15 protein-coding genes are annotated in these 17,306 nt (G+C 70.6%); 13 read left to right on the plus strand and 2 right to left on the minus strand.

Annotated features, from left to right (window positions below; translation table 11 throughout):
• Positions 1–47: 47 nt before the first annotated feature.
• The 7 genes from ACFW9Z_RS15150 (at position 48) to ACFW9Z_RS15180 (ending at position 7,676) form a co-directional block, all read left to right on the plus strand.
• A complete protein-coding gene (locus ACFW9Z_RS15150; RefSeq protein ID WP_384639845.1) occupies positions 48–1,127 on the plus strand; it encodes an agmatine/peptidylarginine deiminase in 1,080 nt (359 codons plus the stop codon).
• Positions 1,128–1,197: 70 nt separating this feature from the next.
• Complete coding sequence (locus tag ACFW9Z_RS15155) at positions 1,198–2,862, plus strand: ABC transporter substrate-binding protein (protein ID WP_384639847.1); 1,665 nt, start codon at positions 1,198–1,200, stop codon at positions 2,860–2,862.
• Positions 2,859–3,818 (plus strand): ABC transporter permease, encoded by a 960-nt coding sequence (locus ACFW9Z_RS15160; RefSeq protein ID WP_384639850.1) that lies wholly within the window; start codon positions 2,859–2,861, stop codon positions 3,816–3,818. The genes ACFW9Z_RS15155 and ACFW9Z_RS15160 overlap by 4 nt, the downstream gene beginning before the upstream one ends.
• Positions 3,815–4,675: an ABC transporter permease gene (locus ACFW9Z_RS15165; RefSeq protein WP_384639852.1), complete on the plus strand. Its 861-nt coding sequence runs from the start codon at positions 3,815–3,817 to the stop codon at positions 4,673–4,675. The genes ACFW9Z_RS15160 and ACFW9Z_RS15165 overlap by 4 nt, the downstream gene beginning before the upstream one ends.
• Positions 4,672–5,661 (plus strand): ABC transporter ATP-binding protein, encoded by a 990-nt coding sequence (locus tag ACFW9Z_RS15170; RefSeq protein ID WP_384639855.1) that lies wholly within the window; start codon positions 4,672–4,674, stop codon positions 5,659–5,661. The genes ACFW9Z_RS15165 and ACFW9Z_RS15170 overlap by 4 nt, the downstream gene beginning before the upstream one ends.
• Positions 5,654–6,451, plus strand: a complete 798-nt coding sequence (locus tag ACFW9Z_RS15175) for an ABC transporter ATP-binding protein (protein WP_384639858.1) — start codon at positions 5,654–5,656, stop codon at positions 6,449–6,451. The genes ACFW9Z_RS15170 and ACFW9Z_RS15175 overlap by 8 nt, the downstream gene beginning before the upstream one ends.
• A gap of 67 nt (positions 6,452–6,518) precedes the next feature.
• Complete coding sequence (locus tag ACFW9Z_RS15180; RefSeq protein WP_384639861.1) at positions 6,519–7,676, plus strand: agmatine/peptidylarginine deiminase; 1,158 nt, start codon at positions 6,519–6,521, stop codon at positions 7,674–7,676.
• 556 nt (positions 7,677–8,232) lie between these two features.
• Here the strand turns inward: ACFW9Z_RS15180 and ACFW9Z_RS15185 are convergent.
• Complete coding sequence (locus ACFW9Z_RS15185; protein ID WP_384640035.1) at positions 8,233–8,511, minus strand: hypothetical protein; 279 nt, start codon at positions 8,509–8,511, stop codon at positions 8,233–8,235.
• Between the two features lie 545 nt (positions 8,512–9,056).
• On the opposite strand from ACFW9Z_RS15185, the gene ACFW9Z_RS15190 reads away from it, so the two are divergent.
• The 3 genes from ACFW9Z_RS15190 (at position 9,057) to ACFW9Z_RS15200 (ending at position 12,661) form a co-directional block, all read left to right on the plus strand.
• A complete protein-coding gene (locus ACFW9Z_RS15190; RefSeq protein WP_384639863.1) occupies positions 9,057–10,412 on the plus strand; it encodes a lysine N(6)-hydroxylase/L-ornithine N(5)-oxygenase family protein in 1,356 nt (451 codons plus the stop codon).
• A gap of 132 nt (positions 10,413–10,544) precedes the next feature.
• A complete protein-coding gene (locus ACFW9Z_RS15195) occupies positions 10,545–11,603 on the plus strand; it encodes a FecCD family ABC transporter permease (RefSeq protein ID WP_384639865.1) in 1,059 nt (352 codons plus the stop codon).
• Positions 11,600–12,661, plus strand: a complete 1,062-nt coding sequence (locus ACFW9Z_RS15200) for a FecCD family ABC transporter permease (RefSeq protein WP_384639868.1) — start codon at positions 11,600–11,602, stop codon at positions 12,659–12,661. The genes ACFW9Z_RS15195 and ACFW9Z_RS15200 overlap by 4 nt, the downstream gene beginning before the upstream one ends.
• Before the next feature lie 38 nt (positions 12,662–12,699).
• Here ACFW9Z_RS15200 and ACFW9Z_RS15205 read toward each other — a convergent pair whose 3' ends face one another.
• Positions 12,700–13,284 (minus strand): O-methyltransferase, encoded by a 585-nt coding sequence (locus ACFW9Z_RS15205; RefSeq protein ID WP_384639871.1) that lies wholly within the window; start codon positions 13,282–13,284, stop codon positions 12,700–12,702.
• Positions 13,285–13,368: 84 nt separating this feature from the next.
• Here ACFW9Z_RS15205 and ACFW9Z_RS15210 point away from each other — a divergent pair, with 84 nt between their 5' ends.
• The 3 genes from ACFW9Z_RS15210 (at position 13,369) to ACFW9Z_RS15220 (ending at position 17,269) form a co-directional block, all read left to right on the plus strand.
• A complete protein-coding gene (locus tag ACFW9Z_RS15210; RefSeq protein ID WP_384639874.1) occupies positions 13,369–14,232 on the plus strand; it encodes an ABC transporter ATP-binding protein in 864 nt (287 codons plus the stop codon).
• 153 nt (positions 14,233–14,385) lie between these two features.
• Positions 14,386–15,435 carry an iron-siderophore ABC transporter substrate-binding protein gene (locus ACFW9Z_RS15215; RefSeq protein ID WP_384639877.1) on the plus strand — a complete coding sequence of 350 codons (1,050 nt, stop codon included), beginning with the start codon at positions 14,386–14,388 and terminating at the stop codon, positions 15,433–15,435.
• Between the two features lie 46 nt (positions 15,436–15,481).
• The gene (locus tag ACFW9Z_RS15220; protein WP_384639879.1) at positions 15,482–17,269 is read left to right on the plus strand and encodes an ABC transporter ATP-binding protein; all 1,788 of its coding nucleotides are present in this window, start codon (positions 15,482–15,484) and stop codon (positions 17,267–17,269) included.
• The last annotated feature ends 37 nt before the right edge of the window (positions 17,270–17,306 follow it).

The raw sequence follows: 17,306 nt of genomic DNA on the forward strand, positions 1-17,306 counted from the left end.
TTTCAGTTGATATCGCTCTGCCGAGCACTACAGAAATGAGCTCCGTCATGACCTCGTCGTTCCGTATGCCCGCCGAGTGGTCCGAGCACGAGGGGTGCCTGATGGCCTGGCCCACCCGTGCCGACCTGTGGGGCGAGGTACTTCTCCGGGCGAAGGGGGAGTACGCGGATGTCGCCCGGGCGATCGCCGAGTTCGAGCCCGTCACGATGGTCGCTCCGCCCGGCAGTGGCGAGGACGCCCGTACCTGGTGCGGTGATGACGTCACCGTCATCGAACTGCCCCTCGACGACTCATGGTTCCGGGACAGCGCCCCGCTCTTCGTCCTCGACGGCGACGGCCGCCGCGCGGGCGTCGACTTCCGCTTCAACGCCTGGGGCGGCAAGCACGCGCCCTTCGACGCCGACGACCGCGTCAGCGGCCTGCTGCTCGACCACCTGGCGGTCGAGCGCGTCCACTCCGGCATGATCCTCGAAGGCGGAGCGATCACAGTGGACGGCGAGGGGACGCTGATCACCACCGAGCAGTGCCTGCTCCACCCGAACCGGAACCCCGGCATGCGCCGGGAGGACATCGAGGCCGAGCTGAAGGCGCGGCTTGGTGTCACCAAGGTGATCTGGCTTCCGTACGGGGGACTGCTCGACACCGAGACCGACGGCCATGTCGACGGCGTCTGCGCCTTCGTGGCCCCCGGCACGGTCGTCGTCTCGCTCCCCGGGGACCCCACGCACCCCGACCACGCCCGGATGCGGGCCAACCAGGCCGTGCTGGAGGCCACGAGCGACGCCCAGGGGCGGCCGCTGGAGATCATCGACATCCCGCAGACCTCGTTCACCGACATCGCAGGCGTCCAGGTCGAGGTGTCGTACCTGAACTTCTACGTCGCCAACGGCGGTGTCGTCGTCCCCGTGGCGGGTGCGCCGCAGGACGAGGCCGCCCTGGAGACCATCGCCGCCGCCTTTCCCGGCCGCAAGGTCGTCGGCGTACGGGCCCCGGCGATCGCGTACGGCGGCGGTGGCGTCCACTGCATCACCCAGCAGATCCCCGCCGTCACCCAGCAGACCCCTGCCGTCACCCGGCAGATCCCCGCCGTCACCCAGCAGACCCCCTCCGCGCCCCGTACGGCATGACCCCGTCCACCCTCCGGCCGGCGGACCGGCCCCCCGCCCATCCGCCGTGCCGAACGGAAAGAGACCCACGATGACCAAGCCACCCCGGCCCGGCCCGCGCGGACGCCGCCGCCCGCGCGGCCGGTACACCGCGATGACGGGCGCACTGGCCGGCCTCGCGGTACTGGCGGCCTGCGCCGGCCCGCCCAACGGTGGAGCGGATTCCTCCGACGCCTCCTACACCCTGTCGTCCGGCACTCCCCGGGCCGCCGGAGAGATCGACTCCTTCTCCTGGGCCGTGTACGCGGAGCCGCCGACACTGGACTACACCGTCGCCTTCGACTACCCGCAGAACACGATCCTGTCCAACGTCTGCGAGAGCCTGATGCGTTGGACCCCGGGCCTCACCGTCGAACCGGGCCTGGCCCGCAAGGCGTCGAACCCCGACCCGACCACCTGGGTCTACGACCTCCGCGCAGGCGTCCGCTTCCACGACGGCCGGACGATGTCCGCCGACGACGTGGTCTTCAGCCTCGAACGGCAGCGCGACCCGGACAACGCCGCGGCCTGGGCCCAGATGTTCCAGAACGTCACCGCCGTCACCCGGACCGGCCCGCTCCAGGTCACGGTGAAGCTGAAGCGGCCCGACTCCCAGTTCCCGCAGTACATGGCGACGGCCGCGGGCGTCATCGCCTCCCGGGCGGGCGTCGAGAAGGCGGGACGGGACTACGGAACCACCGGGGGCCTCGCCTGCACCGGACCGTACGAACTCCATACCTGGCACAAGGGCCGGTCCATCGAACTGAGAAGGTTCGACGGCTACCGGGGCACCCGGCCGAAGGCCGCCGAGGTCGTCCTCCGCTTCCTGACCGACCCGTCCGCCCGGACCAACGCCCTGCTCAGCGGCGAGGTCGACGGCGGCTACCTGATCCCCACCGAGAGCTACACCCGACTCCGGCAGAGCGGCACGGGCACCCTCTACTTCGGCGAGGGCCTCAGCACGGTCAACGTCAGCATCACCAACCTGAAGGGCCCGCTCGGCGACCTCCGCGTGCGCCGTGCGCTCTCGCTGGCGCTCGACCGGTCCGGGTTCGTGAAGGCCGGGCTCGGGAACGCGGGCAGCGCCACCGGATCGCTCACCGCGCGCGCCGCCTGGGCCGACGCGCCGGAGCCGACACGGAACGCGGCCTTCAACGGCCTGCCGCCGACGGAAGCGGACCTGGAGAAGGCCAAGGAGCTGATCCAGGAGGCCGGTGCCACCGGCGCGAAGCTCACCGTGGCGACCAGCTCCATCGGCCAGGACGTCTCCCTCCTGGCCACCGCGGTCCAGGCGGCGGGCACGCGGATCGGCCTCGACATCCGGCTCAGGTCCATCGCCCCCAACGCCTTCACCGCCCTGTTCACCGACCCCGGCGCGCGCGAGGGCATCGACATGTTCCCGCTCACCTACTACAACTCCATCACCGACCCGCTGGACCTGCTGGCCAACTTCAAGACCGGCGCCTACCTCAACTTCGCCGGATACAGCGACAAGAGCTTCGACGAAGGCGTCGATCAGGCCACCGCCGCGTACGACCCCGAGCGGCGCGTCGGCATCGTCGCGAAGCTCCAGCGGCACGCCGCCGACAACCTCCTGTGGATACCGGTCGCCGAGTGGCCGACCTCCGTGTTCCTCAACAAGAGGATCACCGGAGCCCCCACCACCATCGCGTACATGTACTACCCGTGGGCCGCCGATGTGGGGGCCGCGCCATGAACCTCCTGAGATTCGCCGCACGGCGCGTGGCCGAGATGGCCGCCACCCTTCTCATCGCCTCGTTCGTCGTGTTCGGCGCCATGTACCTGGCGCCCGGTTCCCCGGCGAGCTTCCTGCTCAGCGGCCGGTCCGCCTCTCCCGAAGCGGTCGCCGCGATCAACGCCCAGTACCACCTGGACGCACCCTTCGCCGTCCGCTACCTCCGCTGGCTCGGCGATATGGCGCAGGGAGACTTCGGGCGCTCCTTCACCTACCGCACGGACGTCTCCGCCCTCCTCGCGGACCGTCTCCCCACCACCCTGCTGCTCATCGCCATGGCACTGACCGTGGTCGTCGTCGCGGGCCTGCTCCTCGGCCGGATCGCGGCCGTACGGGGCGGCGCCACCGACACGGCCGTACTGATCAGCACCACGATCGCCGTCGGCACGCCGTCGTTCGTCGCGGCGGTCCTGCTCCAGGGGCTGTTCGCCGTCAAGCTCGGCTGGTTCCCCACCAGCGGCTCCGGCGACGGCCTCCTCGACACCCTGTGGCACCTCACCCTCCCGGCCCTCGCCCTCGCCCTCTACCTCATCGGCATGCTCGCCCGGGTCACCCGCTCCGCCATGCTCGAAGCCCTCGGCAGCGAACACGTCACCGTCGCTCGCAGCCGCGGCGTACCCGAACGGCATGTGATCCGCCGTCATGTCCTGCGCAACGCCCTGGGCACCGTGCTGACCACCGGCGGCCTGATCGTCTCGACCCTGCTCGTCTGCACGATCCTCGTGGAGACCGCGTTCAGCGTCGGAGGGATCGGCCAGCTCCTCGAACTCGCCACCAGCACCAAGGACTTCCCGACCGTACAGGCCATCTCCCTGATCATCGTGGCGCTGTTCATGGTGGTGAACCTCCTCGTCGACCTCCTCCTCCCGGTGGTCGACCCACGGACCGCCCTCGGCACGCGGGGGGCCGCCGCATGACAGCCGTCCTCACCCGCAGGCCCGGCCTCTCCCGGATCACGTCCCGTTCGGCCGGGGCGCCCCTCCACACGCTCTGTCTGGCCTTCGTCGCCCTCGTCGTCCTCTCCGCGCTGCTCGTCCCCTGGCTGGCGCCCTACGACCCGAACGCCGTCGACCTCACCCGTGCCCTCGCCGGCACCACCGCCGACCACCCCCTGGGCGCCGACGCCGCCGGCCGCGACACCCTCTCCCGGCTCCTCCACGGGGCCCGCGCCTCTTTGCTGGGTCCGCTCGGCGTGGTCGCCTTCTCCACGCTTCTCGGCGTCGCCGTCGGCATGGCGGCCGCCTGGCGGGGCGGCTGGCTCGACTCCGTACTCTCCCGCAGTACGGAACTCGTCTTCGCGTTCCCCGGCATGCTGCTGGCGATCATCGTGATCTCCGTCTACGGGGAGGGCCTGCTCGCCCCCGTCATCGCCCTCGCGGTGGCCTACCTCCCCTACGTGAGCCGGCTCACCCGCTCCCTCGTACTGGCCGAACGGACGCGCCCCTACGTCAGCGCCTACCAGGTGCAGGGCCACTCCCCGTACGCCATCTGCGTACGCCACATCCTGCCCAACATCGCCCCGGTCGTCCTCGCCCAGGCCACCATCAACTTCGGCTACGCGCTGATGGACCTCGCCGGTCTCTCCTTCCTCGGCCTCGGCGTACCCCCGCTCACCCCCGACTGGGGCCGCATGGTCTTCGACGGGCAGACGGCCGTCCAGCACGGGTACCCCCTGTCGGCGGTGCTGCCCTGCGTCCTCATCGTGCTGACCGTCGTCGCCTTCAACGTGGTCGGCGAGCGCTGGGCCGACCGGGTCGCCAGGAGGACCCCATGACACCGACGTACGCACTCGACATCCGAGGGCTGCGGATCAGGCTCCCCGGCACCGCGCGGCGCGTCCTCGACGGCGTCGACCTGACCGTCGCCGCGGGGGAGACCGTCGCGCTCGTCGGCGAGTCGGGTTCCGGGAAGACCCTCACCTCGCGCAGCGCCCTGGCCCTGCTCCCGCCCGGCGCGCTCGCCGAGGGCACGGTCGCCGTCGCGGGCGACGACGTCCTCACGATGAGCGCCGAGCGGATACGGGCCCTGCGCACCCGGACCGCCGCGATGATCTTCCAGGATCCGGGAGCGGCCATGAACCCGCTGCGCCGCATCGGTGACTTCCTCACCGAAGGCGTCGTCCTTTCCAGAACGATGAGCAGGGCTGCCGCGACCGCCCGCGCGGCCGGACTCCTGAAGGAGGTGGGCGTCGACGACTCCGTCCTGGCCAAGTATCCGGGCCAGGTCTCCGGCGGCATGCTCCAACGCGTCATGATCGCCGCTGCCCTCATGGGCGACCCCTCCCTGCTGCTCGCGGACGAGCCGACCACCGCACTCGACGTCACCACCCAGGCCGAGGTCGTCGCCCTCCTCGGCCGGCTCCAGGAGAGGTTCGGCACGGGCCTGCTGTTCGTGACGCACGACCTCGACCTGGCCGCCGCGATCGGCGACCGCGTCTACGTCATGTACGCGGGGCGGATCGTGGAGAGCGGCCCCGCCCACGCCCTGTTCGCCCGGCCCCGCCACCCCTACACCGCGGCGCTCCTCGCCTCCACGCCCCGCCTGGACGCCCCCTCCGGACGGCTCGCCGCCATCGACGGACAACCTCCCGACCTGCGTACGGAGCTGACCGGCTGCCCCTTCGCCCCGCGCTGCCCGCTGGCCACGGAGGTCTGCGACCAACAGGAGCCGGCGTCCCGGCCGGCCCCGGACGGGCCGGGACAGCGGGCCGCCTGTCACCACAGCGACCACCTCGGAAGGAGAGCCGCCGCCGATGTCTGAACTCGCCCTCCAGGCCGTGGACCTCACCCGTACGTACGGAGCCGTACGCGCCGTGGACGGGGTGTCCTTCGCCCTGCCGCGAGGCGGCTCGCTCGGCATCGTCGGTGAGTCCGGCTCCGGGAAGACCACCACCGCCCGGATCGTCGTGGGCCTCGAACAGGCCGACTCCGGGGAGGTCGTCGTGGGGGGAACGAACCGGCCCGCGACCGTACGGGGACGGGCCCGGCGCCTCGCCCGCGCCCGCGAGGTGCAGATGGTCTTCCAGGACCCCTACCTCTCCCTCGACCCGAGAACGTCCGTCGCTTCGGTCCTGCGCGAGACCCTGCGCCTGCATTTCCCCGACCGGGACCACGCGCGCCGGGTGCGCGAACTCCTCGACCAGGTGGGCCTTTCCGGCCGGGCCGCCGACGCGAGGCCCGGACAGCTGTCCGGAGGCCAGCGCCAGCGCGTCGCGATCGCCCGGGCCCTCGCCGTGGAACCGGCCGTCCTGGTCCTGGACGAGGCGGTCGCCGCCCTCGACGTGTCCGTCCAGGCGCAGATCCTCAACCTCCTCTCCGACATCCGCGAACAGACCGCCGTCGGCTACCTGTTCATCACCCACGACCTCGGCGTCGTCCGCTGCGTCACCGACGACGTCATCGTCATGCGCCGGGGCCGGGTCATCGAGGCCGGTGCCACCACCGACGTCCTCGCCGCGCCCCGGCACCCCTACACACGACTGCTCCTGGACTCCGTGCCGCACCCCGGCTGGGACCCGGAACAGATCGCCGCCGCCCGGCGGGCTCTGTGACGTACCGTCACCGAGCGCTCTCCGTAAGGCCCGTACCCCACCGCGGGCAGACAACAGGAGGCACCACATGAACGACAGCACCCCCCGCACACCGTCGGTTCCCGGCCCGAATAGGCGCAGATTCCTGGCGGCCGCCGGGCTGACCGCGGCGGGCGCGGCCCTGGCCGCCGTCCAGGGAAGCGCGGGCGCCGCACCGGTCCGGCGGCCCGCCGCCGGTGCCTACCGCGTCCCCATCGAGGACGTCCGCCACACCCGTACCTGGATGGCGTGGCCCGACAGCACCGCGATCTGGAGCCGGGGAACACTCGCCGGCATCCAGGCCGACATCGCGCTGATCGCCCGTACCATCGCCCGCTACGAGCCGGTCATCATGTGCGCCAACTCCGCGAGCGCGGCCAGGGCCCGTTCCCAGTGCGGTACGTCGGTCACCGTCATCAGCTCCATCCCCGTCGACGACTGCTGGATGCGGGACAGCGGCCCGGTGTTCCGCACCGACGGAGCGGGCGGGCTGGACGCGGTGGGCCTCAACTTCAACGGCTGGGGCAGGAAGCAGGCCCACGCCAAGGACGCCCTGGTCGCCGGACGGATCGCCGCGTACGCCGGAGTGCCTTTCACCCGGGCCGACTTCGTCGGTGAGGGCGGCGCAATCGAGCAGGACGGAGCGGGCACCCTGATGGCGACCCGCAGCAGTCTGCTCAACCGCAACCGCAACCCCGGCATGTCCGAGCGGACGCTGACGGCCGGGATGTGCGAGGCGTACGGCGCGTCCAAGGTCATCTGGTTCGACGGCGTCTACGGGCAGGACATCACCGACAACCACGTGGACGCCACCTCACGCTTCCTCGCCCCGGGTGAAGCTCTCGTGCAGATGCCGCTCGCGACGGACAACGACGACTACGCCAAGGACGCCCGGCAGCAGCACCGCATCCTCACCGGGTCGACGACCGCCGCGGGCGGGCCGATGAACGTGACACGGCTCCAGGGCCCGGACTACGACAGGATCCGCTCCGGCCACCCGGACTTCCTCGCCTCGTACGCGAACTACTACCTGTGCAACGGGGCCGTCATCTGCGCCCACTTCGGCGACTCCCGCGCGGACGCGGCGGCGAAGACCGCCCTGGCCCGCCTCTACCCCGGCCGCACCGTCGAGCAGCTGAACATCGACCGCCTCGGCACGGGAGGCGGCGGCATCCACTGCGTCACCCAGCAGCAGCCCGCGCCGTAGCAACGACCGCCGGACCCGGCCCGCAGCCCTGTCGGCGGCGTGCCGGGCGGGGTGGCGTCCGTCCGATGCTCCGTACCTGACCACGGACGGGTTCTCCCCCGGAGACCCTCGCGTACCGGCCCCCTGGTTCTGCAGGTCGCCGTGGCGGCTTCACCGCCACGACCAGGGGGCCGAAACACGCCCCTCCCCGCAGCCGCAGCGATACGTCCGACCAGAGAGCCGGATCGGGGACCATCAGGGGGAGGGGCCGACGCGCCGGAGGTCGTGGCGCTCAGTGCGCTCACCGCGTTTCCCGCCGGGGTGAGGAACGGCGCCGCCGGAGAGATGGGCAAGCAGTTGCCCCTCTCGAGGGCGGCGCTCGTGGGCAGGACCATGGGGCGGGAGACGCCCCTGCCGACCGGTGCCGACGGGGTGGAGACCCTGGCGAGCCGGATACACGCCCGGATGGCCGACGACCCGCGGCGAGCGGCGGAGTGGGCCTCGCTCCTGCGGAGTGCCCCGGCCCCGGAGCGGGTATCACTGGCCGTCGGCACCTTGCCGCCCGCTCCCCGGGACTTCACCAACCGCGAGCGGGTACAGCGAGCGGGTAGTGAAGCGGCTGAAGCGTGAGGCGACCCGGCCCGCCGCCGGACGGCCACGCTGTGCCCAGCTCTCCGGCCCGCCGGGAACCGGCACCACCGCCGTGGCCCTGCACATGGGCGCGGTGCTCCACCTCCGGTTCCCCGACGGGCGGGGTTCCCAGAGCCGCCGCGTAGTAGGTGACCGCTCCGAAGTCCCCGACCACCGCGTCCGCCGCCACGAGGGCCTGTCTCCAGGAGAGGGCGGGGTCGATCAAGGACAGTCCGCTGCGGCGCGCCCGGTCCAGCTGCTCGGGATGCGAGAGGTACGAGACCGTCGGCGAGCAGCCACTCCGACGACAACCCGAAGGTCGGCTCCCGGCTCCCGGCCCGACCGGCACGCGCATCGGCTGGTATTCGATGGGCCCGATATGTCACTTCCTGCATGCGCGTGGTGTCATCGCGTCATCGTATTGGCCGGGCGGCGAGGCCGACGGGCCTGGTCATCCGGGTGGTCAGGGGCCCAGTGGCGTCGCCGCGGTCGGCGTCGACGTCCGCCCGGTGTCGCTCCATCGGGCCGGATGCGGGCTTCCGGTTCGATCACGATCGGTGAAGCAGATATCACCACGATTTTCAACAGGGCCTTTTCACGCGGCAATTGATGGATCATCAGGTTCCGGATGTCTGCTGTGTCCTATCGACAGCATCGATACGATGAGCTTAGGCTCACCTAAGTTCGGGCTGAGCCGCTCTGTCGGCGTGCCCAACTCGCTTACCTTCCACGGCGCCTGACAGGGCGGCTTTCCCGCACGATGGGAGTGACATGTCTCAGGTTCATCCTGGTGACGCACCACCGGTCCACGACCTCATCGGAATCGGCTTCGGCCCCTCCAATGTGGCCATGGCGATCGCGCTCAGAGAGCACAACACCCGCGTCGGAGGACAGGAGCCGGTCACTGCCCATTTCTTCGAGCAGCAGCAGAGCTTCGGCTGGCACCGAGGGATGCTGATCGACGACGCCACGATGCAGGTGTCGTTCCTCAAGGACCTGGTGACGCTCCGGAACCCGGCCAGCGAGTTCAGCTTCCTCTGCTACCTGCAGAGCAGAAACCGGCTGATCGACTTCATCAACCACAAGAACCTCTTCCCCCTGAGGGTGGAGTTCCACGACTACTTCGAGTGGGCCGCCGCCAAGGTCGACGACCTGGTCTCCTACGGCCACGAGGTCGTCTCCGTGTCGCCCTTCGTCCATGACGGCACCGTGGAGTACCTGGACGTGACCGTACGGTCGGGCAGCGGTCTCGAAGTCCACCGGGCCCGCAACCTCGTCATCGGCACCGGGTTGCGCCCCCTCATGCCCGACGGCGTGCGGCGCGGCGACCGGGTCTGGCACAACTCCGATCTGCTGCGGAAGGTCGACGGGCTGGACGGCACCTCGCCCTCGCGGTTCGTCGTCGTGGGCGCCGGGCAGAGCGCCGCGGAGAACGTCGCCTACCTGCACCGCCGCTTCCCCGGGGCCGAGGTCTGCGCGGTCTTCTCCCGCTACGGCTACAGCCCCGCCGACGACAGCAGCTTCGCCAACCGGATCTTCGACCCCGGTGCCGTCGACGAGTACTTCGCCGCGCCCGACAGCGTCAAGAGCCAGCTGATGGCCTATCACGGCAACACCAACTACTCCGTGGTCGACATCGACCTGATCGACGACCTGTACCGGCAGATGTACCAGGAGAAAGTCCTCGGCACCGAGCGGCTGCGCTTCCTCAACGTGTCCCGGGTCACCGGCGTCGAGGAGCGGCCCGACGGCGTACGCGCCACCGTGAAATCCCTCGTCACCGGCGAGGAGACACCCCTGGACGCCGACATCGTGGTGTTCGCCACCGGCTACAGCCCCGCCGACCCCCTCGGCCTCTTAGGGGAGGTCGCCGACCACTGCCTGCGCGACGGGGAGGGCCGCGTCCGGGTCGAGCGCGACTACCGCATCGCCACCGCCCCCGGCCTGAACTGCGGAATCTATCTGCAGGGCGGCACGGAGCACACGCACGGCATCACGACGTCCCTGCTCTCCAACACGGCGATACGCGTCGGCGAGATCCTGGACTCCCTGCTCGACCGGAGCGTCAAGTCCACCTCCGACGAGGCCCGTCCGGTCACCGACGGCACCGGAAGCGCCGTCGGTTAGGGCCTTCCGTTCCGCCCCGGCCGGGTCGGGGGCGGGGCATGAGCGGTCGCACGGGCGCACCCGGCCTCGGGTGCGCCCCCTCTCCGGCCGACCGTCAGCCGCTGGTGGATCAAAGGGATAACGTACGTCCATATGAGCACGACTGCAGTCGAGCGCCCCGTGTCCGGGGGCGCAACAGAGGTCCGCCGAGGGCGGGTTGTGGGACTGGGCACGCTGGTGGCATTCCTCGCCTTCGTCGCGGCCCTCTCGTTGGCCGTGGGGGCGCGGGCGCTGAGCCCCGCCGAGGTCTGGCACGGGCTGTTCGCGGAGGCGGATCCCGATCAGCGGCTGACCGAGATCAGGCTCATCGTGCAGACGGTCCGGGTGCCCCGGACGGTCCTCGCGATCGTGGCGGGTATCGCGCTGGGCGTCGGCGGTGCGCTGATCCAGGGCTACACCCGTAACCCCATAGCCGACACCGGCCTGTTGGGCGTGAACACCGGTGCCTCGTTCGCCGTGGTGTCGGCGATCGCCGTGTTCGGGTTCACCGACCCGTTCCAGTACGTCTGGTTCGCCTTCCTGGGGGCGGCGGGCGCCGGCGTCCTCGTCTTCGGCCTGGCGAGCATCGGCAGGGGAGCGGGCAACCCGCTGACGCTCGCCCTGGCCGGGCAGGGCATCACGGTCTTCCTCATGGCGATGACCACGGCGGTCGCGCTGACCGACCAGAAGTCGCTGAACGCGCTGAGGTTCTGGAACGCGGGGTCGGTGGCCGGGGTGGGGTTCGACGTCATCTGGCCGGTGACCGGGTTCATCGCCGTCGGACTCCTGCTGGCACTGAGCACGCTGCCCGCCCTCAACCTGCTCAACCTGGGCGACGACGTGGCGCGCGGGCTGGGCGTCAACATCGTGCTGAGCCGGGCCGTCGGTATCGTCTCCATCACTCTGCTGGCGGGCGCGGCAACGGCGGCGTGCGGGCCCATCGCGTTCCTCGGGCTCATGGTCGCCCATGTGGCCCGGTATCTGACCGGCCCGGACTACCGCTGGCTGGTGCCGTACGCCGGTCTGCTCGGCGCCGTCATCCTGCTGGTCTGCGACATCGTGGGGCGCCTGGTGGTGCGCCCCGGTGAGCTGGAACCCGGTGTCGTGGTCGCCCTCATCGGCGCCCCGTTCTTCGCGGTTCTCGTGTGGCGAGGGAAGTTCAAGAGCGCATGAGCAAAACAGAGATCAAACCGGCGGTGGCGCCGGGCGTCAGGCTCGGGCAGGTGTCGTTCGTATGGCGGCCCTGGCTCGTCCTGGTCTCGCTGGTGCTGGCGGCGGGCGCCTTCCTGGTGTTCTGCCTCTCCATCGCCGTCGGCGACTTCCCCATCGGCCTGTCGCGGGTGATCGCCACGCTGCTCGGCCAGGGTGAACAGGTCGACGAGTTCGTGGTGATGGACCTGCGGATGCCGCGCGCCCTGGCGGGTCTCATCGTGGGGATCGCCCTGGGAGTGTCCGGGGCGATCACCCAGTCCGTCGCCCGCAATCCGCTGGCCAGCCCGGACATCCTCGGGATCACCAGCGGGGCCGGCGCGGTCGCCGTCTTCCTGGTGACGGTCTCGGGCGGGGCCGCCGCGGCGGTCGTCGGCTCGGTGGGCCTTTCGGCGGCGGCGCTCCTGGGAGGCCTCGGGACGGGGCTGCTGGTCTACTTCCTGGCGTGGCGGCGCGGGATCGACGGCTTCCGGCTCATCCTCATCGGGATCTCGGTGAGCGCCGTGATGCAGGCCATCACGACGTGGCTGCTGGTGTCGGCCGACATCCGGGACGTGGCGCGGGCGCAGGCCTGGCTGGTCGGCTCGCTGGACGGCCGGTCGTGGGACGAGGTCCGGGTGGCGTTCTGGTGCTCGCTGGTGCTGGTCGTGGTGGTGTCCGCCGCCGCGTTCCAGTTCAAGCCGATGCACCTGGGCGACGACGTGGCCGCCGGCCTGGGAGTCCGCTATACGCGGGTACGGGCCGTCCTCCTGCTCTGCGCGGTCCTGCTGGCCGCCGTGGCGGTGAGCGCGGCGGGCCCCGTTCCCTTCGTCGCGCTGGTGGCGCCCCAGGTGGCGATGCGCCTGGCAAGGTGCCCCACCCCGCCGATGGTGGCCTCCGGCCTGCTGGGAGCCCTCCTCCTGATCGGCTCCGACCTCATCGCACGCACAGCGCTCCCGGTCACCCTCCCGGTCGGCGTGGTCACCGCCGGGATCGGCGGCCCGTTCCTCGTCTATCTGCTGGTGCGGGCGAACCTGCGCTAGTGGTTCAGGTGGTCCGGCGGAGCAGGGCCGGACAGGCCCTAGGCGCGGCGTGTTCCAACGATCACTGAACTGGCCGGTGTCGTAAGGATCTCCGTGGCTTCCAAGGCCGGATGAGTCAGGTAGAAGAGGCGGAGCTCGTCCACCTCGCCGTCGAAACGGGGCGGCCAGTGGGGTGAGGGGGTGAAGTCGTCCAGGATGAGAAGGCCGCCGGGGGCGAGCAGCTCGACAACGGCCTGAGGGTCGTCGCGCTTCCCTCCGCCGTCGCAGAAGAAGACGTCGAAGGGGGCGTGCCGTTCGAGCAGCCGCCAGTCCCCGGTCAGCACGCTGACGCGTTCGTCGTCCGCGAAGACGCCGGCCGCCCGACGGGCCAGCTTCTCGTCGCGCTCCACGGTGATCAGGCGCGCGTCGGGGCCCAGGCCGCTGTGCAGCCAGGCGGTGCCCACGCCCGAGCCGGTGCCGCTCTCGGCGATGGTGCCGTGGGGTTTCGCGGCGGCGGCCAGTCCGAGCAGCCTGCCCACCTCGGGAATGCAGCTCTTCTTGAACTCCTCCTCCGACGCGACCTGTTCGGCGGCCGCCACACGGGGCGGAACCGCGCGATGAGGTGGAACCGTGCGTCCTGCCATGATCACGTCCTCCTTGTCACAGCACTGGAGACCGGAAGCCTCCCGAGGGAATAAGGTTAGGCGAGCCTAAATCAAGGGGTGGTCGTGACCGCGCAGTTCATCACCGAGACCCGTTCCGAGGTCAAGGACGTCGCACGGCTGGCGGCGAGGGGCGTCACGGTCGGCTACGGCGGGCGGGCGGTCATCGACGATCTCGACGTGGCGATCCCGCCGGGGGTCATCACGACGATCATCGGCCCCAACGGCTGTGGGAAGTCGACCCTGTTGCGGACGTTGACGCGTCTGCTGAAACCGGCCAGCGGGACGGTCGTGCTGGACGGTGAGGACATCGTCAAGCTCAGGACCAGGGACGTGGCGAAGAAGCTCGGTCTGCTGCCGCAGACACCGGTGGCGCCCGAGGGGCTGACCGTGGGCGATCTGGTTGCCAGGGGGCGCCATCCGCACCAGAGTTGGCTGCGACAGTGGTCGTCGGACGATGCCGGCGTGGTGGAGCGCGCGCTCGCCATGACCGGGGTCCTGGACCTGGCCGACCGCCCGGTCGACTCGCTCTCCGGCGGTCAGCGCCAACGTGTCTGGATCTCGATGACCCTGGCCCAGGGCACCGATCTGCTGCTCCTGGACGAGCCGACCACCTATCTGGACCTGGCGCACGCCATCGACGTGCTCGATCTGGTGGACGATCTGCACGAGTCGGGGTGCACCGTGGTCATGGTGCTGCACGACCTCAATCTGGCGACGCGCTACAGCGACAACCTCGTTGTCATGCGGGCGGGTTCGATCCTGGCGCAGGGGCACCCGCGTGACGTCATCACCGCCGAGCTGCTGTACGAGGCCTTCGGGCTGCAGGCCAAGGTGATCGACGACCCGGTGGGCGACCGTCCGCTCATCGTGCCGATCGGCCGTACGCACGTGCGGGCAGAGCCGGCGGGTGAGCCCCGTGTCAAGTGACCTTTGAGCGCGGTTCGTTGGTCGAATGGCTCAACTGCCCCCGAACGAGGGAAAGTTATCAAGTAAGGCTAGGCTGGCCTCAGTTGGCCGGGATAGGGTTTGCTCGCCCTCATACAAGGGCGCAGTGGACAGCGCGAAAGCAAGGGATTCCGGATGCTTCTCCATCGAACGACGCTTGTGAAGCCGTGGCAGCGGCTGGCTGCGGCAGTCTCCGTCGCGACCCTCGGCGTCGGCCTCCTCGCCGGATGTGGTTCCGACAAGGAGGAAAAGAAGAGCGACGACGCCCCGCCCGCTGCCGCCGGCGCATTCCCGGTCACGGTGGAGCACGCGTTCGGATCGACGAAGGTCGACAAAGCCCCCAAGCGTGTCGTCTCCGTCGGCTACACGGACGACCAGGCCATCCTCGCGTTCGGCATCAAGCCGGTCGGCATGGTCGACCAGTACGCGAACCCGGTGGGCCAGACCCCCAACATCAACACCCAGTGGCCCTGGGCGAAGGACAAGTGGGGCGACACCCAGCCCGAGGTCGTCATGAAGAACGGGGACGCGGGCCCCAACTACGAGAAGATCGCCTCCCTGCGGCCCGACCTGATCATCGCGGTGTACTCCGAGGTCGACCAGGCCGCCTACGACAAGCTCTCCAAGATCGCGCCCACGGTCGGCCGCACCAAGGCCGAGGAGAAGCCCTTCAGCGCTCCGTGGCAGGACAACGCGGTGCACATCGCCAAGGCGCTCGGCAAGGAGACCGAGGGTACCGAGCTGGTGAAGGGCATCCAGGAGAAGCTCGACGCGGTCAAGAAGGCCAACCCCGAGTTCGCGAAGCAGAAGGCCGTCGCGCTCTCCTGGTACAAGGACTCGGTGTACCCGTTCACCTCCACCGATGTGCGCGGGCAGCTGATCACCGGTTCCGGCTTCGGCTACCAGACCGAGATCGACAAGATCGCCGACGGCAAGTTCTCCACCGAGCTGTCGCCCGAGCGCATTGATCTGGTCGACGTCGACCGGATCTTCGTCATCAACGACAAGGCGGACACGGAGGCGCTCAAGAAGTTCGAGCTCTTCGCCAACCTGCCCGCCGTCAAGAACGGCAAGGTGTCGTACCTGCTGGACAGTGAGGGTCCGGCGATCGGCGCCGCCATGTCCCAGGGCACGCTGCTCTCCCTGCCGTACGCGATCGACGAGATCGTCAAGGCGGCCAAGTAGAGATGACGGCCGAACCGCCCTCCCCCCACCGAGAACGGGCGATCACGTGACCGTCACCGACACCCCCGTCGCCCCGACGAAGCTGCGTACGGCGACCGGGAAGGAGGCCACCGGGTGGGTCGCGGCACACTGCCGCCGAGCCCCGTGGCTGACGTTCTCCACCGTGGTCACCACCGTGGCCGGGGCCGCGCTCCAGGTGCTCCCCGTGCTGCTGCTGGGCCGGGTGGTCGACGGGGTGGTCGGTGGTGAATCGCGGTCGGTGCTCGTCACGGTCGGGGCACTGATGGTGGCCGCCGCGCTCTTCGGCGCGGCGGCCACCGCGGCCTCCACCTACCTGATCGGGCGGCTGGGGGCGGAGCTGCTCGCCCAGCTGAGGGAGAGCGCAGTACGGGCGGTGCTCGGGATGCCGAGCGCCCGCGTCGAGCAGGTCGGCCGCGGCGATGTGCTCTCCCGGGTCGGCGACGACGTGGCCGTCCTGTCCAAGGGCATCCGGCAGGCCATCCCCACGGTGTTCTCGGCCGGGGTGCTGGTGGTCATCGCCACGGTCGGCATGTTCGGCCTGGACTGGCGGCTCGGCCTGGCCGGGGCCTGTGCCCTGCCGGCGTACGCGTTCGCCCTGCGCTGGTACCTCCCCAGGTCCGCGCCCCTCTACCGCAAGCAGCGCATCGCCCAGGCCGACCGTGCGCAGGCGCTGATCAGCGGCCTCAACGGGATCGACACGGTCCGGGCGTACCGGCTGGAGGGCGACGTCCGGGAGAAGGTCACCGCCGAGTCCTGGCGGGTGCGCAACCTCGGCGTCGAGGTGTTCCGGTTCTTCGGCCGGTTCGTCGGCCGGGAGAACCGCGCCGAGTTCATCGGCCTCGTCCTGATCCTGGTGGTGGGGTACGCCCTGCTGGAGGCCGACGCCGCCACGCTGGGCGAGGTGTCGGCGGCCCCGCTGATGTTCCACCGGCTCTTCACCCCGCTGGGCGCCATCATGTTCACCTTCGACGAGGCGCAGAAGTCGGGCGCGAGCCTCACCCGCCTGGTCGGGGTCCTGGGGGAGCCGGCGGAGGAGCGGCTGGTGGGTGACGCGTCCGTCGCCCGGGCGGAGGACGTGCCGTACGCGGTGACGGTCCAGGACCTGACCTTCAGCTATCCGGACACCGACGAACCGGTCCTGCGCGATGTCAACCTGACCATTCCCGCCGCGGGTTCACTGGCGCTGGTGGGCGCGACCGGCGCGGGCAAGTCGACCCTGGCCGCGCTGATCGCCGGCATCGGCACCCCGCAGTCCGGGGCCGTGCGCATCGGCTCGCGGGAGCTCGCGGGGCTGGACGAGGCCGAGGCGCGGTCCCTGGTGAGCATCCTGACCCAGGAGACGCACGTGTTCTCGGGACCGCTCGCCGACGACCTGCGCCTGGCCGCACCCGAAGCGAGCGACGACCGGCTGATGGAGGCGCTGCGCACGGTCGGCGCCGACGGATGGGTCGAGCTGCTGCCCGGTGGGCTGAACGCCGTGGTCGGCGAGGGCGGTGAGCGGCTGGATGTGACGAAGGTCGCCCAAGTCGCCCTGGCCCGGCTGGTGTTGAGCAGCTCTCCGGTGGTCGTGCTCGACGAGTCGACCGCCGAGGCGGGCAGCGAGGGTGCCGCCGAGCTGGAGCGCGCCGTGCTGGCCGCCTGCGCGGGCCGCACCACGCTGTACGTGGCCCACCGGCTGACCCAGGCGATGGCGGCGGACCGGATCGCCGTACTGGACGCCGGGCGGGTGGTGGAGGAGGGGACGCACGAGGAGCTGGTGGCTCTGGGAGGCATGTACGCGCGTCTGTGGCGCGCCTGGCGTGAAGGTAGTTAGGTCAACCTTAGTAAGGTTACGCTAACTTGCATACCTT

The sequence above is a fragment of the Streptomyces sp. NPDC059452 genome (assembly GCF_042750035.1).
Taxonomy (GTDB): Bacteria; Actinomycetota; Actinomycetes; order Streptomycetales; family Streptomycetaceae; genus Streptomyces.

Excerpts from the sequence above, each read along its gene's own strand:
- ACFW9Z_RS15155 (WP_384639847.1), top strand. The coding sequence starts at position 1,198 with ATGACCAAGCCACCCCGGCCCGGCCCGCGCGGACGCCGCCGCCCGCGC.
- ACFW9Z_RS15195 (WP_384639865.1), top strand. The coding sequence starts at position 10,545 with ATGAGCACGACTGCAGTCGAGCGCCCCGTGTCCGGGGGCGCAACAGAG.
- ACFW9Z_RS15180 (WP_384639861.1), top strand. The coding sequence starts at position 6,519 with ATGAACGACAGCACCCCCCGCACACCGTCGGTTCCCGGCCCGAATAGG.
- ACFW9Z_RS15215 (WP_384639877.1), top strand. The coding sequence starts at position 14,386 with ATGCTTCTCCATCGAACGACGCTTGTGAAGCCGTGGCAGCGGCTGGCT.
- ACFW9Z_RS15160 (WP_384639850.1), top strand. The coding sequence starts at position 2,859 with ATGAACCTCCTGAGATTCGCCGCACGGCGCGTGGCCGAGATGGCCGCC.
- ACFW9Z_RS15190 (WP_384639863.1), top strand. The coding sequence starts at position 9,057 with ATGTCTCAGGTTCATCCTGGTGACGCACCACCGGTCCACGACCTCATC.
- ACFW9Z_RS15200 (WP_384639868.1), top strand. The coding sequence starts at position 11,600 with ATGAGCAAAACAGAGATCAAACCGGCGGTGGCGCCGGGCGTCAGGCTC.
- ACFW9Z_RS15175 (WP_384639858.1), top strand. The coding sequence starts at position 5,654 with ATGTCTGAACTCGCCCTCCAGGCCGTGGACCTCACCCGTACGTACGGA.
- ACFW9Z_RS15165 (WP_384639852.1), top strand. The coding sequence starts at position 3,815 with ATGACAGCCGTCCTCACCCGCAGGCCCGGCCTCTCCCGGATCACGTCC.
- ACFW9Z_RS15205 (WP_384639871.1), bottom strand. The coding sequence starts at position 13,284 with ATGGCAGGACGCACGGTTCCACCTCATCGCGCGGTTCCGCCCCGTGTG.
- ACFW9Z_RS15170 (WP_384639855.1), top strand. The coding sequence starts at position 4,672 with ATGACACCGACGTACGCACTCGACATCCGAGGGCTGCGGATCAGGCTC.
- ACFW9Z_RS15150 (WP_384639845.1), top strand. The coding sequence starts at position 48 with ATGACCTCGTCGTTCCGTATGCCCGCCGAGTGGTCCGAGCACGAGGGG.